The 20,323-nt window shown below is 32.1% G+C and carries 20 protein-coding genes; 2 read left to right on the top strand and 18 right to left on the bottom strand.

All coding sequences use genetic code 11. The features are described 5' to 3' along the window. Positions 1–5 precede the first annotated feature (5 nt). Entirely contained in the window at positions 6–959 is a 954-nt protein-coding gene (locus tag EDD60_RS00155; protein WP_066448605.1) for an SGNH/GDSL hydrolase family protein, read from the bottom strand. 146 nt (positions 960–1,105) lie between these two features. On the opposite strand from EDD60_RS00155, the gene EDD60_RS00150 reads away from it, so the two are divergent. Beyond that, positions 1,106–2,698 (top strand): putative polysaccharide biosynthesis protein, encoded by a 1,593-nt coding sequence (locus tag EDD60_RS00150; protein WP_066448610.1) that lies wholly within the window; start codon positions 1,106–1,108, stop codon positions 2,696–2,698. 13 nt (positions 2,699–2,711) lie between these two features. Here EDD60_RS00150 and EDD60_RS00145 read toward each other — a convergent pair whose 3' ends face one another. The 7 genes from EDD60_RS00145 to EDD60_RS00115 all read right to left on the bottom strand — a co-directional run bounded on the left by EDD60_RS00145 (position 2,712) and on the right by EDD60_RS00115 (position 9,620). Beyond that, complete coding sequence (locus EDD60_RS00145) at positions 2,712–3,644, bottom strand: magnesium transporter CorA family protein (RefSeq protein ID WP_066448613.1); 933 nt, start codon at positions 3,642–3,644, stop codon at positions 2,712–2,714. Positions 3,645–3,683: 39 nt separating this feature from the next. Further along, positions 3,684–3,905, bottom strand: a complete 222-nt coding sequence (locus EDD60_RS00140; RefSeq protein ID WP_066448617.1) for an acyl carrier protein — start codon at positions 3,903–3,905, stop codon at positions 3,684–3,686. Positions 3,906–3,962: 57 nt separating this feature from the next. Further along, entirely contained in the window at positions 3,963–4,463 is a 501-nt protein-coding gene (locus EDD60_RS00135; RefSeq protein ID WP_066448625.1) for a DMP19 family protein, read from the bottom strand. A 100-nt stretch (positions 4,464–4,563) separates the two neighbouring features. Then, complete coding sequence (locus EDD60_RS00130) at positions 4,564–6,213, bottom strand: ABC transporter permease (protein WP_066448630.1); 1,650 nt, start codon at positions 6,211–6,213, stop codon at positions 4,564–4,566. A gap of 9 nt (positions 6,214–6,222) precedes the next feature. Next, positions 6,223–7,353 (bottom strand): ABC transporter ATP-binding protein, encoded by a 1,131-nt coding sequence (locus EDD60_RS00125; RefSeq protein ID WP_066448633.1) that lies wholly within the window; start codon positions 7,351–7,353, stop codon positions 6,223–6,225. A gap of 22 nt (positions 7,354–7,375) precedes the next feature. Next, positions 7,376–8,404: an ABC transporter substrate-binding protein gene (locus EDD60_RS00120; RefSeq protein WP_066448634.1), complete on the bottom strand. Its 1,029-nt coding sequence runs from the start codon at positions 8,402–8,404 to the stop codon at positions 7,376–7,378. 502 nt (positions 8,405–8,906) lie between these two features. After that, positions 8,907–9,620 carry a GntR family transcriptional regulator gene (locus EDD60_RS00115; protein WP_066448638.1) on the bottom strand — a complete coding sequence of 238 codons (714 nt, stop codon included), beginning with the start codon at positions 9,618–9,620 and terminating at the stop codon, positions 8,907–8,909. A gap of 322 nt (positions 9,621–9,942) precedes the next feature. On the opposite strand from EDD60_RS00115, the gene EDD60_RS00110 reads away from it, so the two are divergent. Next, positions 9,943–10,908: a biotin--[acetyl-CoA-carboxylase] ligase gene (locus EDD60_RS00110; protein WP_066444955.1), complete on the top strand. Its 966-nt coding sequence runs from the start codon at positions 9,943–9,945 to the stop codon at positions 10,906–10,908. Here the strand turns inward: EDD60_RS00110 and fabZ are convergent. The 10 genes from fabZ to accC are packed head-to-tail and all read right to left on the bottom strand — an operon-like array spanning position 10,886 to position 20,323. Continuing rightward, entirely contained in the window at positions 10,886–11,317 is a 432-nt protein-coding gene (gene fabZ / locus EDD60_RS00105; RefSeq protein WP_066444954.1) for a 3-hydroxyacyl-ACP dehydratase FabZ, read from the bottom strand. The two genes, EDD60_RS00110 and fabZ, sit on opposite strands and share 23 nt — an antisense overlap. After that, positions 11,317–12,558, bottom strand: a complete 1,242-nt coding sequence (gene fabF / locus EDD60_RS00100) for a beta-ketoacyl-ACP synthase II (RefSeq protein WP_066444952.1) — start codon at positions 12,556–12,558, stop codon at positions 11,317–11,319. The genes fabZ and fabF overlap by 1 nt, the downstream gene beginning before the upstream one ends. Positions 12,559–12,571: 13 nt before the next feature. Beyond that, the gene (gene fabG / locus EDD60_RS00095; protein ID WP_066444949.1) at positions 12,572–13,306 is read right to left on the bottom strand and encodes a 3-oxoacyl-[acyl-carrier-protein] reductase; all 735 of its coding nucleotides are present in this window, start codon (positions 13,304–13,306) and stop codon (positions 12,572–12,574) included. After that, complete coding sequence (gene fabD, locus EDD60_RS00090) at positions 13,299–14,213, bottom strand: ACP S-malonyltransferase (RefSeq protein WP_066444947.1); 915 nt, start codon at positions 14,211–14,213, stop codon at positions 13,299–13,301. The genes fabG and fabD overlap by 8 nt, the downstream gene beginning before the upstream one ends. Further along, a complete protein-coding gene (locus tag EDD60_RS00085) occupies positions 14,210–15,274 on the bottom strand; it encodes an NAD(P)H-dependent flavin oxidoreductase (protein ID WP_066444943.1) in 1,065 nt (354 codons plus the stop codon). Before EDD60_RS00085 ends, fabD begins: the two co-directional genes overlap by 4 nt. Then, entirely contained in the window at positions 15,275–16,216 is a 942-nt protein-coding gene (gene fabK, locus EDD60_RS00080) for an enoyl-[acyl-carrier-protein] reductase FabK (RefSeq protein ID WP_132226100.1), read from the bottom strand. Beyond that, positions 16,203–17,189: a beta-ketoacyl-ACP synthase III gene (locus tag EDD60_RS00075; protein ID WP_066444938.1), complete on the bottom strand. Its 987-nt coding sequence runs from the start codon at positions 17,187–17,189 to the stop codon at positions 16,203–16,205. The genes fabK and EDD60_RS00075 overlap by 14 nt, the downstream gene beginning before the upstream one ends. Next, the gene (locus tag EDD60_RS00070) at positions 17,186–18,106 is read right to left on the bottom strand and encodes an acetyl-CoA carboxylase carboxyltransferase subunit alpha (protein ID WP_066444936.1); all 921 of its coding nucleotides are present in this window, start codon (positions 18,104–18,106) and stop codon (positions 17,186–17,188) included. The genes EDD60_RS00075 and EDD60_RS00070 overlap by 4 nt, the downstream gene beginning before the upstream one ends. Next, positions 18,103–18,972: an acetyl-CoA carboxylase, carboxyltransferase subunit beta gene (gene accD / locus EDD60_RS00065; protein WP_066444932.1), complete on the bottom strand. Its 870-nt coding sequence runs from the start codon at positions 18,970–18,972 to the stop codon at positions 18,103–18,105. The genes EDD60_RS00070 and accD overlap by 4 nt, the downstream gene beginning before the upstream one ends. Then, complete coding sequence (gene accC, locus EDD60_RS00060; protein ID WP_066444930.1) at positions 18,956–20,323, bottom strand: acetyl-CoA carboxylase biotin carboxylase subunit; 1,368 nt, start codon at positions 20,321–20,323, stop codon at positions 18,956–18,958. Before accC ends, accD begins: the two co-directional genes overlap by 17 nt.

The raw sequence follows: 20,323 nt of genomic DNA, 5'->3' as shown, positions 1-20,323 counted from the left end.
CATTCCTATAATATTTTTAGAAAATCTTCATATTCCTTATCCCATTTCTGATTATCTTTTTCATTTTGATGTTCTAAAAATTGATAATGCTCTTTTAAATATTCACCTAAATATTTTGTCATTTTCTTTGCACCAGAATAATTCAAATGATTCCCTCCATCACGACTATCCGTTAACCAATTAAAATCAGTTAATTGTGTATCTGTATTAAAATCAATAAAAGGGATTCCATATTGCTGAGCATATTCCTGAACAGCATTATGTTTACGATAACTCCAAGAAGATGCTGAAGGAAAAGATACAAAAAGAATTTGACATTGATTTTCTTTAGCCAGATCAACAAATTGTGGCAAATATGTTTTGACATGTTTGTTGACTTGTGCTTTGTACTTTGTTTGTTGCATATATGAAAATTGTTTTTTATATTGAACAACATGATCCTTATAATAATAACCATGTAATTTTAAATATTTATTTTTAACTTTTACTGCCTTATTATGAATTAATACCTCATCAATATATTGATGAGCAATTTTGAAATCACGTTGTTCATTGTTTAATTCTTTTTCTTCGAAAAACTGATCAACTTCTAAAATAATTAATTCTGGTTTTTGATATTTCAAACTTTCTTTTAATATGTAATAAGCTGTACGCATATTTGTATTGGCTTCGGCCAAAATAGCTGATGTTAATTTTTGTTCATGCCATAATTGAAGGGGTTGAAAAGCACTATATAAATCACTATTTCCAATAGCAATGATATTCATGTGCTGATCTTCTTGCGTTTTTAATGATTTTTGCGTTGTACTATGATAAGTTGGGATATAACATGTTCCAATAGAAACTCCATAATCAATGACATCATTATCAAAAAAATAATGATAACCAAAATAAATTCCACTTATAAAAATAATTAAGCTTAAAACAACACAAACTATACGAAAAGATTTATGTTTCACATTTATCCCTCCTTATTTATCGTATGTATTGTAACAAAGTCGTGTGGAAAAGATATGAAAAATAGCGAAAATGATATAATATGAAATGATTTTTGATTTTATAGAAATTAATGTTATAATAGACACTGTAGAAAGCGAGGTCCAGTATGAATCGAACACGTTCCGTAGTTAAACAAGCATCTATTTTAGCTGTTGCTGGTATACTTGTACGTATTATAGGTGTTTTATACAGAAGCCCATTGACATCTTTAATTTCAACTGAAGGAATTGGGTATTATTCTACAGCATATAATATTTATGCTTTGATTTTATTAATCTCATCCTATAGTATACCAACTGCTATTTCCAAGCTTATTTCTGAAAAATTAGTTTTAAATCAATATAATAATGTTCAAAAGATCTTAAGATGTTCTTTTATTTATATTTGTGCCATTGGTGGGGGAGCCGCTATTGTTGCATTTTTTATTGCGCCTTTTATCGTTCCTAAAAATGCTGTTATGGCTTTAAGGGTTCTATGTCCTACAATTTTCTTATCAGGATTACTAGGGGTCTTTAGAGGTTATTTCCAAGCTCATCAAACGACGGTCTATACTTCTATTTCACAAATTATTGAACAAGTCTTTAATGCAATTGTTTCTGTTGGTGCAGCTTATTTATTCATTCAACCTTATTTAAGTGTTGGAGGGAGCCAATTAGCTTCAATAGGAGCAGCTGGAAGTGCCCTAGGAACTGGGGTTGGTGTTTTAATTGGTCTAATTTATATGACTCTTATGTATTTAAAACGTAAGAATAATTTAATTGTTAAAAATGATCCTGATGATTATGAAGATTCCTATAAAAGTATCTTTAGAATGATTTTAAATATTGTTACTCCAATTATCTTTGCAACATGTATCTATAATCTTGTTACAACAATTGATATGTACATTTACTATTATGCTATGGGTACAGGGGTTGAAGCTGTAACTATGTTTGGCGTTTATTCTGGCGAATATATTGTTTTACAAAATGTTCCGGTTGCATTAGCTTCAGCTATGTCAACAGCTGCAATACCAGCTATTTCATCTTCATGGGCTATTAAAAATTATAAAGAAACTAAAGAACACATTCGTTCAGGCATTCGAGTAACAATGATGGTCTTAATTCCTTCAGCTGTTGGAATGAGTGTTCTTGCATTTCCAATCATGGGTATCCTCTTTCCACAAAAAGACACCTTACAACTGGCAACGATTTTATTAGCAGTTGGTAGTCCTGGAGTTGTTTTCTTTGGCTTATCGACACTTACCAATGGAATCTTACAGGCAATTGGTGAAGTAAATATTCCACTAAAAAATGCTGCTATAGCTTTAATATGGCATTGCATTATTACATTTGTTTTATTAATTTTTACACCTTTAGGTTTATATTCTTTAGTTATTGGTAATTGTTTCTATGGTTTACAAGTTTGTTATTTAAATCAAAAAGCCTTGCGTCATAAAGTTCATTATAAACAAGAAATAAGACGTACATATTTACTACCTTTATTAGCCTCCTTAGCAATGGGAGTCATTGTTGGTCTTATTTACTATGGACTCTTTACGCTAACAAAGAAAGTCTTTATTCCACTAATCTTATCAGTTGTCATTGGCATCATTGTTTATTTTGTAATTATCTTTTACTTATATGCTGATCACCCTGAAGAACTCGCAGCTATTCCATATGCCAATAGAATCATTTATAAAATAAAGAAGCGTTCATAACACGCTTCTTTTTCTATAGAAATTTTTTCTTTTTAAACCACAGCATCAATAAAACAACAACACTCACACTCACTAAAATAACACTCAAATATCCATATGGACTTGATAACTCAGGCATATTCTTAAAATTCATTCCATACCAGCCAGCAATTAATGTTAATGGCATAAAAACAGTTGTTACTACAGTAAAAAACTGCATTGTCTTATTTAATTTATAATCCAATTTAGACTGATGAGCTTCATAAGCTTGACTCAATAATTCTCTAAGCATTTGAACATTATTAGAAAGACGCTCAATTCTTCGGGTAAAGATTTCAAAATATCGCATATCATCATCTTCGAAAATATGATGATGATTCATTTGTAAATCTTCCCCAATAATAACAAGATTATCATAATAATTCCTTAACAATAATAATTCTTTACTTAATTGTCTTAATTGATTCGTAAAATGAATAGATTCTTCTTCACTATCATGACTCTCTAAATCCTCAATTTCTTCTTGAAGATCCTCAATATATTGATAATCTCTTGAAATCAATTCACTTAAAAAATAATAAACCAAGCGCGTAATGGAAACACCTTTTTCTAATACATAGTCACTTGATGATTGAAAGACTTCACTAATATGATGATCTTCATCATCAATCACAACGACTAAAAATAAATTCTTAAAAATGAAAAAGGCTAATGAATCTTTTTTTACAAAAACATCTCTCGCATTAATCAAATTAATAAGACCATAGTAATATTGTCGATGAGGAATAATAATATTTTGATTCAACATTGAGGTCTCCTCACAACGCAATAACGATCTTTCAGTAATATGATACTCTCTATAACATGTCTTTAATTCATCTAACGACATCATCGCTATATACATATGATCATCTTGAATATCTTGAATCTTAACTTTTAATTTCTGATTATCAACTTGATATATCATTTTTTTCGCCTCCTAAACAAAAATAGAGGATACTATCCCCTATTTTTTAGAATCAATTAAATCTAATAAATTTTGAACGGTTTTAATTTGCATCAATTCATTATCTTCAAATTCAACACCAATTTCTTCTTCTAATTCAAAAACTAAATCTACTAAATCTAAAGAATCAATCCCTAAATCTTTAAATGAGGAATCCTTAGTTAATTCTTTTCCTTTTAATTTAGATGCTAATCTCTCTTTAATCTTGTCAAAATAATCCATTTTTATTCACCTCATTTTCATTATATAGACATTTTTATAAAAAAACAATCATTACCATTACATAAAAGCTTCTTTATTAGCCAAAACATATCGTAAGTTTAATTCATTGAGATTATCTTGATGCAACGAAAATTCTCTGTCTAATTCATCAAATAACCATGAAATATCATTAATATCAAGACTATCCAATTCCTCAATGCGTGCCAGTTTATCCTCAGGAACAACACCTTCTTTAAAAACACCATTTCCCTTATCTAAAATCAAGGCAGAATTTTTAGCCCCTATTTCTAATAATGCTTCAACTGTCTCATTCGCAAAATTTCCAGAATCCTGACGATAAAATTCACCAATTCCACCATTTTTCATTGCTTCATCAAAATTACAGCACAAATAAAAAATTCTTTCAATCCCATTAAGATTATTCAATAATGAGCCACTTTCACACTTTTCACTCATAACAATATATAAATCAGATACAATCTGATCCGTATCAGAACGTGCTATTATTTCACTTGCATGCAAAGTCACAATATCCAAAGCATCTTCATATGTAGCCATTGTTCATTCCCCCTTACACATTCTATTTTACTCTTATTTAGTCAAAATGTATAGTTTATCCAAAATAAAAGTACCCATTTTCAAAATGAGTACTCCATAACTAAAAGGCAATTTCTTTTGTTTTTGATAATTTCATAAATATCAGTAATGAAAGAATAGTAATTAAATTCAATACTGTTGCATAAGCTGCAGCTGTTCCATATGAACCACGAGAGACTTGAACATAGATTGATAATGTTAAAGTAATGGTACTACGATTATAAAGAATAATTGCTGTTGATAATTCAGTAATAATCGTAACCCAACTCAAAATAGCTCCTGAAAGAATTCCATTTGCCATCATTGGAACAGTTACTTTAAAAAAGGCTTGTAATTTTGAGCATCCTAATGATATAGCAGCTTCTTCAACCGTCATTGGGATTTGTTGTAATATGGCTACTGATGAACGAATTGTATAAGGAAGTCGTCTAATAATTAAGGCTATGATCATAATAATTGCTGAACCTGTTAAAACCAGAGGTGGACGGTTAAAAGCAATGACCAAGGCAATCCCAACAACCGAACCAGGAATAATATAAGGAACCATTGATAAAGTATCAATAATATTATTCATTAAATTTCTCCTACGCACTACAAGATATGCAATCAATATCGCAACAACAATAATAAATATTAACGCAATCCCACCAATCAGGAATGTATTTCCAATTGCATTCCATAAATCACCAGCAATCCGCTTATAACTATCTAATGAATATCCACCAACAAAAATATATCCTCTTGTCTTTAAAAACGATGTATACATAACATAAATTTGTGGTAAAAAAGCAATCCCAACAATAAAATAAACATAAATATGCATTAAAATATTAGAAATACCATGAGCTTTTTTACGTTCTACAGAATGTAAAGAATTCATTTTAAATGAATAATGATTACTTGCCCATTTTTGAGCCAAGAAGATAATCGCTGTAATAATAATTGCAATAACTGAAATTGCTGCCGCAAAATTATGATTTGTTCCGACTTCACCAAAATACTGATTATAAATTTCAACGGGGAAAGTCTTATACCCTTCACCAATCAATAATGGTGTCCCAAAGTCAGCAAAAGCACGCATAAATACCAAAAGCGTAGAAGCTAATATTGTAGGCATACATAAAGGCACAATAATCTTAAAAAAGCGACGAACCCCTGAACATCCCATATTTTCTGATGCTTCCAACAAAGAATTATCAATATTCTTTAAGGCTCCTGAAACATATAAGAAAACTAATGGATAGAGTTGTAAAGATAAAACAAGTAAAATACCTTTAAATCCATAAATACTAGGCATTGTAAAACCAGTAAGAGATTTTATTAAATTTGTCAGCAAGCCAGAACGTCCTAATAAAAGTATCCAAGAATATGCCCCAATAAACGGTGCTGACATACAACATAAAATAATAATAATTTGAATAATTGATTTTCCTTTAATTTCATACATATTATAAAAATATGCAAGGGGAACACCAATAATTAAAGTGACAACAGTGGCACATACTGATACAACAAAAGAATTGATAAGAGTTTCAAAATAATATGATTTACTGAAAAATTCAATAAAATATTCAACAGTGAACTTTCCATTTGCAATAATAGATTCTTTAAGTATGCAAAATAATGGATAGAGCAAAAATAAAGCATATAAAGCAATAAGTGAAATTGTAATAACATGCCAGACATCAAATTTCTTTTTATTTTTATCCATATTTATCACCTATTCCTTTTTCTTAAAATACTGTTCACCATCATTTTGAACTCCATTTAATATATTACGACTACCATCCTCATTAAAAATATTAATTTTTTCAGATTTAACTGTTAAATAAATTTCAGTTCCTTTTTCAATAATACTATCAATCTTCGATTCTTGAATAATTTCATATTCCTCACCATCTTCACTACGTACAAGATAATGAGTATTTAACCCCAAGAAAATACTCTCATCGACAATCGCCTTTAATCCTTCATGATGATTGGTATGAATAACAAATTCTTCTGGTCTAATTGATGCTACAACATTCATGTCTTTTTGTTCTTCGGTTTTAATATTATCCATTAAAACCATATAATCATCAGTTAATTTTAAATAACATTTTTCATCTTTTATAACCAATTGACCCTTTAAAACATTTGTTCTACCAATAAATGTAGAAACAAATAAATTAGCTGGTCTTTGATAAATATTTTTAGGTGTTCCAATATGTTGAATATCTCCATCTTTCATAACAGCAATACGATCACTAACAGCCATTGCTTCTTCTTGATCATGAGTCACATAAACAGTTGTAATTCCAACATTATTTTGAATCTGTTTAATGACTGTACGCATTTCAACACGTAGCTTTGCATCTAGGTTACTTAATGGTTCATCCATCAACAAAACATCAGGTTGAATGACAAGTGCTCTTGCTAAAGCAACACGTTGTTGTTGACCACCTGACAATCTTTCTGGTAAACGATCAGCATATTGATCAATATGCATTAACTTCATAAACTTAGTTGTTTCAACTTCAATTTGTTCTTTAGGAACTTTTTTATTTTTCAAACCAAAAGCGACATTATCTTTGACTGTTAAATGAGGAAAAATCGCATAGTTTTGAAAAACCATTCCAATATTTCTTTTAGCTGGATCAATATCATTGATTCTCTTATCATTAAAATAAAAATCTCCACCTTCAATAGAATTAAAGCCAGCAATCATACGTAATAATGTTGTTTTCCCACATCCAGATGGTCCAAGGAGAGTGAAAAATTCACCCTCCCTGACATCTAGAGAAAGATCGCCAATAATTGTATTATCACCATATCTTTTAATGGCATTATTAATTTTAATTTCGACGCTCATATATTTTCTCCAATCTTCATTTTTATTTGACTGATCGTTTTATTTCTGCATATTTAGCTTGCCATTCAGTTTTGTGATCAGCACAATATTTAATATCTTCATAAGCTACGTTAATTTCAGACATTGGTTTCATATATTTATTAGTAGATTTCATCTTTGTATTTGTTCCACGTACTGTTAATCCACTAATAATTTTTTGACATTCATCAGAGATAAGGAAGTCAATAAATTTTTTAGCTTGTTCCATATTTGGTGCCCCTTTAATCACAGCAGCGGCAGCTGGTAACCAAACCGCACCTTCTTCTGGATAAACAACTGTGACATCAGCACCATCTTGAAGTAATGAAACGCAAGGATCTTCATAAGAAACACCGACTGCATATTCACCTTCAGCAACACCTTTATAAACAGCTGAAGAACTTGATAATTCAACACCATCTAATTGTTTAACAAAATCTTTTACATAATCCCAAGCTTTATCATCATACTTCTTTTCACCCATAACAAGTAACATATTTGTTAATTCAGCCCAAGCACTTGATGATGAAGTTGGATCACCTGAAGCAATTTTTCCTTTTAATTTTGGATTTAATAAATCTTTGTAACCTTTTACTTCTACACCTAATTCTTTTATTAACTTATTATTTAAGATAAAACATCCTGAACCAGATAATAAATAATTAGTAAAATATCCAGTTGTATTACGATAATTTTCATCAATCAAATTTTCATTAGGTGAAACATATTTTTCCCATAGATCAGGATTTGTTGTATAAACCCCTAAATTCATTCCACCCCAAAGAATATCTGCTTGAGGATTTCCCTTTTCTGAATCAATACGAGTTACCATTTCTCCAGTTTTTCCTTGTACCAATTCTACCTTAATACCTGTTGATTCTTCAAATGCTGGAATAATACTATTCACTTCATTTTCAGTATTTGGTGAATAAATAACAACCTTCCCTGCATCTTTAGAATCTGATTGTGAGCATCCAACGAGTGCTCCTGACACTAAAACACCTGCTAACAAGACCTTTAAAAATTTTTTCATGATATACTTCCTCCTCTTTTTAAATAATATTATTCAATTTTGTCTTGCCGTCTTTCTTTGTTTATCACCTCTATTTCTTTATGTAATAGGCATATCGTTTAAAACAATTGTCTTTACAAACTAACTAACCTCAAAATTAGGGAGTGAGTTTAATGAAAAGATAATGAATGTTGAATAAGATATCATTTTAGAAGATATATTTTTTCATTAAACTCAACTCTTAAAACCCTACATCTATAATTTATGATAAATAAAAATGTGTATGCATTGTCTATCAAAATATGATGATACAAAAATTTATATTATTCATTGAAATTTTCTTTTATTTTATATTTTCAAGATTTGTTATAGCAATAAATTATATATTTATATAGTCATAACATTACAATATTATTATAGTACTTATCTTGCTGATTTGCAATAATAACATCACAATGTCATAACATTTTATTGAAAAGAAAATAAAGTCTATCAACACATCATCATATGTTGATAAACTTTATTATTTTAAATCTATTATTAATTCATATCCTCTAGCAAGATAAGTCGCATATGTATATTCAATTGCCAAATCATGAGAATACCCCATTCGTATACGATGCATCACTGCTTCATCTTGCTCAATTGAAAATATCTTTTTTTCTTGTGTACTTATTAGTGCGGCTGATATTTTTTCCATAACATTTGTTATAGGATAGGATGCTATTTCTAATTTTGTATACAAAGAACCTTTAAAATCATCCTGAACTGTCAATGGAACAAGTGGATGCAGATAGGTTTCATAACAAGCAACAACTTCTTCATTAATAAAAGTTTGTCGGGTTAGTTTTATAACTGAATCAGATGTAGGAATATCAAAAAAATATGCAACTTCACTAGGAGCTTTTACAGATTCAACTGCTATAACTTGTCGATCTTTTAATTGATTCTTTTCTTTTACTTCTTGAAAAGAAGATTGAAAAGCTGTTGTCACTTTATTTTTATACTTTAAAACAACAGTCCCCTTGCCTCTTTGACGAGAAATCAATTGAGCTTGAATTAATTTATCCATAGCTTGTCTCACTGTTATTCTTGAAACATCAAATTCTTGCATAATAGCAACTTCGCTAGGTAAAGTATCCCCTTCTTTATATTCACCACTTAATATACGCATTTCTAATATATCGTAGAGTTGACTCCATAATGGTTTTTGTCCAACTTGATAGCTTAATTTCATATTTTTCCCTCACTTATACTTAAGCTATTATACAATATTATCTTTATTGTTAAAATTTACCTAATAAGGACAATATCACATTACAATCATATAATCATTTCTACGATGTCATACTTATTTTAAGCATCACAAGACGGATATAAATGATTTTATAAATATTCTAAAATCAATGGAACACTACATATAGTTGCTAAAGCAAGATGATGATAATAAATATCAGAATACTCACCAGAAACAATTTGATGCTCCTTGACAACTCCAAATCTTAACCCATGACTTTGATATTCTTGATAATTTTGAAACTGTGCAGTATAATGTGCTCATGGAAAAGAAATTACTCGAAATATTACAAAAACATCAAGGTCATTTTATTTCTGGCCAACAAATCAGTGAAGAATTACATGTCTCAAGAATGACAATATCTACACAAATCAAAAAATTAAAAGAGAAAGGCTATCATATTCAAACATCTACAAAGAAAGGATATTGTTTAACACTTGAGAATGATGTGATTTTTATTGAGCAAATCAAGGAGAAAATACCAAGTTTTTATCAAGATATTCATTATTTTGATGAGATTGACTCAACCAATCAATATATGAAAACACATGATTTTAAGCAAGGAGATATCATTATTGCTAATCAACAAACAAGTGGTAAAGGTCGTAATGGCAGAAGTTTTCATTCGCCTTGTCAAAAGGGTATTTATTTGTCATTGATGTTAAAACCTAATTTAACGATTTATGATTCGTTAAAGATTACAGCTTGTTGTGGAGTAGCAGTTGTCAAGGCTATTCAAAAGAATTATCCTTTATTTCCCCAAATCAAATGGGTGAATGATATTATTTTAAATGATTTAAAAGTCTGTGGTATTTTATGTGAAGCAAGTTTAGAAATGAATACGGCTCGTCTTGAGAGTATGATTGTAGGGGTTGGAATCAATGTCCATCACTATGATATGCCAGAGGATTTACAAGGGATTGCGGGTTGTCTTGAAGATCAATGCGATTTGTTTGTTCCAAGACAAAAAATCATCATAGATTTTTTAAATTTCTTCTATGATGATTATTCAAAATTATCAAGTCTATCTTTTCTTAAAACCTATCGACAACATTCCTATGTTTTACACCAAGACATCATGGTTTATGAAAACAATCAGCAATATCCTGCTTATGTGTCTGCAATTAACGATGATGCAAGTTTAACATTAATCGTTGATGGTCAAGAGAAAATCTTACAATCTGGTGAAGTGTCTATTCGTAAGGTTATTCCCCCACAGCACACATAATTTCCCCAGTTACTGCAATTTCATCTTCAACTTTCGCTTGGATGGTGGCAAAATAAATGCCACCTTTTTCTTTTGTCAAAGTGACAGTCATAGTTAAAACATCTCCAGGAATGACTTGTCTTTTAAATCTAGCTTTATTAATACCGGCAAAGAAAGCAATTTTTCCTTTGTTTTCTTCTTTTGACAATAACAAAACACAACCTGTTTGAGCAAGGGCTTCAATAATTAAAACACCTGGCATCACATGTTTATCAGGAAAGTGTCCTAAAAACTGCATTTCATTAGCAGTCACACATTTTCTCCCAACAATTGTTTTTCCATCTTCACTAATACTTTCAATACAATCTACCAACAAAAAAGGATAGCGGTGAGGAATAATTTTTTGAATTTCATTAGAATTATATAACATTATTCTTCCTCCCATTTTTTAAATATTAATGAAGCATTATGCCCACCAAAACCTAATGAATTGTTCATGGCATAATGAATGTCTTGATTTCTTCCAACATTAGCAACAATATCTAAATCACATTCTTCATCTTTATTTTGATAATGAATAGTCGCTGGAATATAACCATCTTCTAAAGCTTTTAAACAAATAACAGATTCTAAAGCACCACTGGCACCTAAAAGATGTCCTGTATATGATTTTGTTGATGACATGGCTAAAGCATAGGCATGATCACCAAAAGCATATTTAACTGCAGCAGTTTCTGTTTTATCGTTTAAAGGTGTACTTGTTCCATGCGCATTGATATAATCAATTTCACTTGGTTTTAATGAAGCATCAGCTAAAGCATTCTTCATTGCTTTTCCACCACCACTTCCATCAGATAATGGGGCAGTCATATGATAAGCATCACAAGTCGCTCCATAGCCAACAATTTCACCATAGATTTTTGCACCACGATTCAAAGCATGTTGTAAATCTTCTAATACAAGAACTGCTGCTCCTTCACCCATGACAAAGCCACTACGTTCTTGGTCAAAAGGAATCGAAGCACGATTCTTATCTACACCAGTATGCAAAGCTTTCATTGACGCAAATCCCGCAACTGCTAATGGTGTAATAGAAGCTTCACTTCCTCCAGCAATCATTACATCTTCATAACCATCTCTAATTTTATGAAATGCTTCACCAATTGCATTTGTCCCAGCCGCACATGCTGTAACCACAGATGAAACATGCCCTTTGGCTCCTAAATCAATAGCTACACTTCCAGCTGCTAAATTGATTAAAGTCATTGGTATAAAATAAGGAGAAACTTTTGATGGACCACGATTGAATAAAGTTTGTTCTGCTTTTTCAATGGATTCTACACCACCAATTCCAGAACCAATAATCACTCCAAAACGATCTTTATTGATTGTTTCTAAATCAAGATTTGCATTTTCAATTGCTTGTTTAGATACAATCCTTGCAAATTGTGTAAAACGATCATTAAACTTTAATTCACGTTTACTAAAATAGTATTCACTATCAAGATTTTTAACTTCACCTGCTAATTTGACTTTATAATCAGTTGTATCAAAATGCGTAATTTCATCAATTCCACAGATTTGATGAGTAATACTATTCCACATTTCATCAACTGTATTTCCAATGGGTGAAACAACTCCCATTCCTGTAATTACTACTCTTTTTTTCATTCTTGTTTCCTCCTTACATCACCATGCCACCATCTACATTAATGACTTGGCCTGTTATATATTTCGCATCATCACTTGCTAAAAAATAAGCAACGTTAGCGACATCTTCAGCCTCACCTAATGATTTTAAAGGAATGGCTTGTAAGATATTTTCTTTTGTTTGTTCATTTAAAACATCTGTCATATCAGTTGCAATAAATCCTGGAGCAATCGCATTGACACGAATATGACGTGGGGCAAATTCCTTGGCAATTGATTTTGTTAAGCCTAAAACACCAGCTTTACTCGCTGCATAATTGGCTTGACCAGCATTACCAATTTCACCAATCACACTAGACATATTGATAATCACTCCTGATTTTTGTTTCATCATAATTCGACTGACAGCTTTGATTGTATTGAAAGTGCCTTTTAAATTCACATCAATTACATCCATAAATGATTCACTATCCATTTTTAATAATAACTGATCCTTGGTAATCCCTGAATTATTGACTAACACATCAATACGTCCAAATTTTTCCATGACAGCTTTCATCATATCTTCCATCTCTTGATAATGACTGACATCACCTTGATAAGTCAATGCCTCTACACCTAATGCTATGCACTGTTCTTTAACAGCATTGGCTTTTTCTTCACTTCCACGATAATTGATCACAACATGATATCCTTGACTTGCAAACTTAAGCGCAATCGCTTTTCCAATACCACGCGCTGCTCCGGTAATCACTGCAACTTTATTCATCTTTCAACGCTCCTAACAATTGATTTAAACTTTCTATACTATCAACACTATAAACAGGAATTGATTTATCTGTTTTTTTCACAAATGCACTTAAGGCTTTGCCTGGCCCTATTTCCACAAAGGCTTCAACCCCATGCGCAATCATGTATTGAAGTGATTGATAAAAGTAGACACTTGATTTGATTTGTTTGGTTAAAATATCAATAAGATTTCCATCTTCTTCTTTTCCAGAAATATTATAAACAACTGGAATTTGTGGTTGATGAATATCATATTTTTCTAATTCTGCTTTTAATTTCATTGAAGCATCTTCAAGTAATGGTGAATGGAAAGCTCCTGAAACCTTTAAAGGAATTACACGCTTCGCTCCAGCTTCTTTTAATTTTTCTGATGCTTTTTCAACGGCTTCTTTTTTCCCAGTAATAACAATTTGTCCAGGACAGTTATAATTTGCAATTGTTACATCATCTATATCTTTAATGACATCTTCAATGCGACTGGCATCCATTGCTAAAACAGCTGCCATTGAAGTCGTTCCTGCTGGTAAAGCTTCACTCATCAATTGACCTCTACGTCTTACAATCGCAATGGCATCTTGAAGATCAAATGCTCCAGCATATGTTAAAGCCGAATATTCCCCTAAAGAAAGTCCAGCCACATAATCAGGATAAATACCATAGGATTCAATAACACGTGCAATTGCTAGTGAAGTTGTTAATAAACAAGGTTGCGCATAAGATGTTTCATTTAAAATATCTTCTGGTCCTTCAAAACAAACTTTTTTGACATCAATATCAATATGTGCTTGATTGAAAACGTCTCTAGCCACTTCATATTGTTCATAAAGTTCTTTTCCCATTCCCACATATTGAGCACCTTGCCCAGCAAAGATAAATCCTAATTTCATAGATATTCCTCCATTTCATTCATATACTCTTGAATCAATTCATTGACATGTTTCATTTTTGTGATTTTAGCTGCTTGTGTTCCAACAAAAACCAATCCATTTTCAACATTGCCTTTAACACTTTGAATTAAGGCTTCACTTATACAATAAGGTGTATCTTCTGGTGTACATGGAATCATACAGTGAAGACAATTTTTCATTGTGATATTGCCTGTCATTCGGGTCTTTTTCACAAACTCATTCACAATGGCACGACCTGGAAAACCTGTTGGACTTTTCACTATTTCAATATCTTCATCACATGCTTGAATGACAGCATCTTTAAAAGCTTGAGAGGCATCACATTCATAAGTTGCGATAAAAGGTGTTGCGATTTGGACACCAGTTGCTCCTAAATGAATAAACTGAGCAATTTTCTTTCCTGAATCAATACCTCCTGCGACAAAAATAGGAATCATCTTTTTAAATTTTTCCTCAAAAGGTTTTAATTCTTTTTTCACATCAGCTAAGATTTCACTCAATGTCTGACAAGTTCCATTTAACAGATCTTCTTTTTTAAAACCTAAATGTCCACCCGCTTCACTACCTTCAATAACCACAAAATCAGGTGTATATTGATAACGTTTTTCCCAGACTCTCGCAATTAATCTTGCCGCTTTTCCACTTGAGACAATTGGTGCTAACAAGGTTTTTCCTTTGGCATATTTCGGTAAATCTAACGGAAGTCCAGCCCCCGAAATAATCGCATCACATCCTCCATCAACAGAAGCTTTAACAAGATCTTCATAACCCTGTCCTGCGACCATAATATTCACACCAATCAACCCATGACCTTGAGCAATCTCTTTAGCACGTTTGATATGATCTTTAATTGCTTGGCAATTTGTTGCGATAGGATTTTGGCGAAAACCTTCATAAAGATAGCCTGGATGAGCAGCACTAATGACACCCATTCCACCACACATTGCGACATGTCCTGCCAGTGATGATAAAGAAACACCAACTCCCATTCCACCTTGAATAAGAGGAATGTCTAAGTATTTATCTTGAATTTGAATCATTTAGATTTCCTCCATAACATCACTTAACTTTTGATAGGCAACTTGTGCTGATGACATCATGTCATCTAAGATTTGTTGCATTGGCTTTTTTTCTTTAATCATTCCTGCAATTTGACCCATCATCACTGAACCTGTTTTCATATCACCATCTTGAACAGCTTTACGTAAACCACCTAATGTCAATTTTTCTAATTCTTCACAACTTTCAAAATGACCTTCTAATTTTAAATATTGTCTTGCCATCTGATTCTTTAAAATACGAACAGGTGTATTAACACTTTTCCCTGTCACTACAGTATCTGTATCTTTTGCCTTGATAACTGCTTCTTTATAATTGTCATGAATTGGACATTCATCAGCTACCAATAAACATGTTCCAACTTGAACCCCACAGGCACCTAATGCTAGTGCGGCCACCATTCCTCGACCATCACCAATTCCTCCAGCTGCAATTACTGGAATATTAACAGCATCTACAACTTGTGGTAATAATGCCATGGTTGTCATTTCACCAACATGTCCACCAGATTCGCCACCTTCTACAATCAATGCATCAGCCCCAGCACGTTCCATTCTTTTAGCTAAACCAACACTTGGAACAACTGGAAAAACTTTAATTCCAGCACTTTTTAACTTTTCCATATAAGGTCCAGGATTACCTGCTCCCGTTGTCACCACTGCAACACCTTCTTCAACAATGACATCAACGATTTCTGACGCATAAGGATTCATCAACATAATATTGACACCAAATGGCTTGTCTGTAAGTTGTTTACATTCTTGAATCTGTGCACGTGTTTGTTCTCCATTTAATGAACCTGTTGCAATAATCCCAAGTCCTCCACAGTTAGACACACAAGATGCAAACTGAGCAGTTGCAATATTGGCCATGGCCCCTTGAATAATGGGATATTTTATATTTAATAATTTATTTAACATCATTTTCTCCTCCTGCTTTATCAATCAATGTTGCTCCATATGTCAATCCTGAGCCAAATCCTACAAGAATAATACGCTTATGCTCATCAATCAGTCCTTCTTGTCTTGCCAAAGCATAGGCAATAGGAATACTCGCTGCTGATGTATTTCCATAGTCTTGTAAATTGACATAGAACTTTGAAATATCCACTTTCATTTTTTTAGCAACATGATTAATAATACGTAAATTGGCTTGATGAGGAATAATCAAGTCGATATCATCTATTGATAATTGAGCAAGTTCTAAGACTTGTTCAATTGATTCTTTTAAAACCCTCACTGCAAATCTAAACACATCATTTCCCTGCATTGTTAAAAAACTTTGAATTGGCTGATGATTTTCTAAATGTTCAATAAGTGGTAATCCTTCAGCCTTTAAAACACCATTTAAATCTCCTTCACTATTGGCATAGTGATACAATTTTGATTGTCCTCGACTCATAATCACAGCACCTGCCCCATCCCCAAATAAGACACATGTACTGCGATCATTCCAATCAATCATTTTACTTAATGTTTCACTACCAATCACCAAAATATTTTGATAACGATTTAACAAATCACTTGCAACTTGAAAAGCATATAAGAAACCACTACATGCAGCATTTAAATCAAATGCCAAAATGGGATAATCATTTAATCCTAATTTTGCTTGCACCAAACAAGCAGTAGATGGAGTCATACAATCAGGTGTCATTGTCGCAACAATAATCACATCAATATCCTCTTTTTGAATTTGCGCATTATCAATTGCCTGTAATGCAGCACGAACTGCCAAATCACTCGTATTTTCACCAACACTTACATAGCGTGATGATATTCCTGTTCTTTGAACAATCCATTCATCACTTGTATCAACTCTTTTTTCTAAATCAAAGTTTGTAATTTTTTGATTGGCTTTGGCTATACCACTACCTAATATTTTTATTTGATTCATGACATTCTTCCCATTTCACGAAATTTTTGATAACGTTTTTCTAACATATCTTTTTCTTTCATATTTTCAAGCTTTTCAAGTTCCTGTGTCAAATAACGATCTAAATCATGTAAAACAAGTTTTAAATCATTTTGCATACCACCTGTTGGTTCTTTCACTAAATAATCAATAATTCCTTTTTGATACAAATCATATGATGTTAATTTCATCACTTCAGCAGCTTCTTGAGCTCTTGTTTCATCTTTCCATAAAATACTAGCAAATCCTTCTGGTGATAACACAGAATAAATTGCATTTTCCATCATACAAATACGATCAGCAACACTTAATGCTAAGGCTCCCCCACTTCCACCTTCTGAAAGTACAACACAAATCACTGGTGTTTTTAAATCAGAAAATGTATATAAACATTCAGCAATGGCTTGTGCTTGACCTCTTTCCTCTGCTTCAATTCCTGGATATGCCCCAGCCGTATCAACAAAAGTAATAATTGGACGATGAAATTTTTCAGCTTGTTTTGCAAGACGAAGGGCTTTACGATAACCTTCAGGATTACACATTCCAAAATTTCTCTCTAAATTTTCTTGCAAAGATTTTCCTTTAGCTTGAGCAATCACTGTCACTGGTTTGTCATGAAAATATGCAATTCCCCCAATCATCGCATGATCATCTCCAAAACAACGATCCCCATGGAATTCATAAAAATCATGAAACAATCCTTCAATAAAATCACTTGCCTTAGGACGTGATGGATCTCTTGCGAGAGTGACACGATCCCATGCAGAAAGATTTTCATAAGTTTCTTTGATTAATTCATCGATTTTTTTTGTTAATGTGTCATATTCTTGACCAGGTTCCAGTGTCAAAACATGTGCTTGGAGTTCTTTGATTTTTCTTTCATTTTCCACTATATTCATGAGCGACCTCCATGCATTCTCAGTAAATCCGAGAAAACTTTCTTTAAATCTTTTCTTTCAACAATCATATCTATAAATCCCTTATCTAATAAAAACTCAGCTGTTTGAAAACCTTCAGGTAATTCCTGCTTCATTGTTTTTTCAATAACACGCTTTCCAGCAAATCCAACTAATGCATGAGGTTCAGCAATAATAATATCCCCTAGCATAGCAAAACTTGCACTTACACCACCCGTTGTTGGATGAGTTAGTAGAGTGATATAAAAGCCTCCAAGATTTGAAAATCTTTTTAATGCACTTGAAACTTTTGCCATTTGCATTAAAGAATCAATTCCCTCTTGCATACGGGCACCACCACTGGTACAACTAATAATCAAAGGTAACTTTTTACGTATTGCTAACTCGACACCTTTACAGATTTTTTCACCAACGACTTTTCCCATACTTCCCATCATAAAACGAGAATCCATAATACATAGAACTACCTTTTGATGATCAATTTGTCCAATTCCACAAATCACCGCTTCATTCATACCAGTTGACATTTTGGCTTTTTGAAGTTTTTGATCATAACCAGGAAAATCTTCAATATTTTTAGAAATATCTCTTTGAAAATATTCACGCCAGCTACCTTCATCAACAAGATCACGAATCCTTTGTCTAGCACTGATTTTCATATGATTTCCACAATGTGGACAAACATAATCATTTTCTACTAAGGTAAAATAAGGAATTGATTGATGACAAGCATCACATTGTTTAAAAATATTATCTGGTACTTCTTTTTTTGCTTTGGGTTTATGTCTTTTTAACCAAGTTGAAAATTCTTTTAATTCTTGGTTTCTTTTTTTAAACAATTGATCCATTCTCTTTCAACTCCTTTATAAAGTTTTCACAAAATCCTGTATCATAACTTCCATCAATAAAGTCTTTCGCATGTAAGACATAGTAATGGAATTTTGTATTGGTAGAAATTCCATCAATAATGACTTCACTTAATGCTGCACGCATTTTTTTAATACATTCAAGACGTGTTGGCGCAAATGTAATCAATTTTAAAATCATTGAATCATAATATGGTGAAATAACACAACCATTATACATAGCACTATCAACACGGATTCCACGACCTCCTGGAATATGCATAAAAGTGATTTTTCCAGGTGTTGGTGCAAAATCTCTATTCATATCTTCAGCATTGATACGACATTCTATCGCATAGCCATTTTGTTTAATATCTGCTTGTTGATAAGGCATCTTTAAACCTTCTGCCATCTTTAACTGTAATTTGATTAAATCAATACCACAAATCATTTCTGTAATGGGATGTTCCACTTGAATTCTGGTATTCATTTCCATAAAATAATAATTTCCATGTTTATCTAAAAGAAACTCAATTGTTCCAACACTGTTATAACCGACATGACGACAAGCCTTCAGAGCATCTTCAAATAATTTTTCTCTGATTTCTTTTTTTAGAATATGACAAGGTGCTTCTTCAATCATCTTTTGATGACGTCTTTGGAAAGAACAATCACGTTCAAACAAGTGAATCACATGTCCATATTGATCTCCAACAACTTGAACTTCAATATGTTTAGGATTTTCTATATATTTTTCTAAATAAACATCATCATCACCAAAACATGCTTTCGCTTCTGATTTCGCATTTTGGTATTGCGTTTCAAATTCATCTTCATGACGAATAATACGCATACCTCTACCACCACCGCCATTGCTTGCTTTAATCATCACAGGATATCCTAATTCATCAGCAATTTTCTTTCCATGTTGTAGAGAATCTATAATTTCTTTAGAACCAGGAATCACAGGAACACCAGCTTCTTTCATCAATTTTCTAGCTTGTGCTTTATTTCCTAACATATCAATAATTTCAGGAGATGGTCCAACCCAAATCAATCCACATTGAATAACGAGTCTAGCAAATTGACTATTTTCACTTAAGAACCCAAATCCTGGATGAATTGCATCACAACCAGTATTGCAAGCTGCTTGAATAATCGCATTCATGTTCAAATAAGATTCATTGGCTAAAGGTCCACCAATACAAACAGCTTCATCAGCAAGCTGAACATGTAATGATGACTTATCAGCTGTTGAATAAACAGCAACACTTTGAATTCCCATTTCTTTACATGTTCTTATAATTCTAACAGCAATTTCACCACGATTCGCAATTAATAATTTTTCAATCAT

It is taken from the genome of Longibaculum muris, assembly GCF_004343035.1.
In the GTDB taxonomy this organism is placed as follows: Bacteria; Bacillota_I; Bacilli_A; order Erysipelotrichales; family Coprobacillaceae; genus Longibaculum; species Longibaculum muris.
This window is presented reverse-complemented; position numbering and strand designations above follow the sequence as displayed.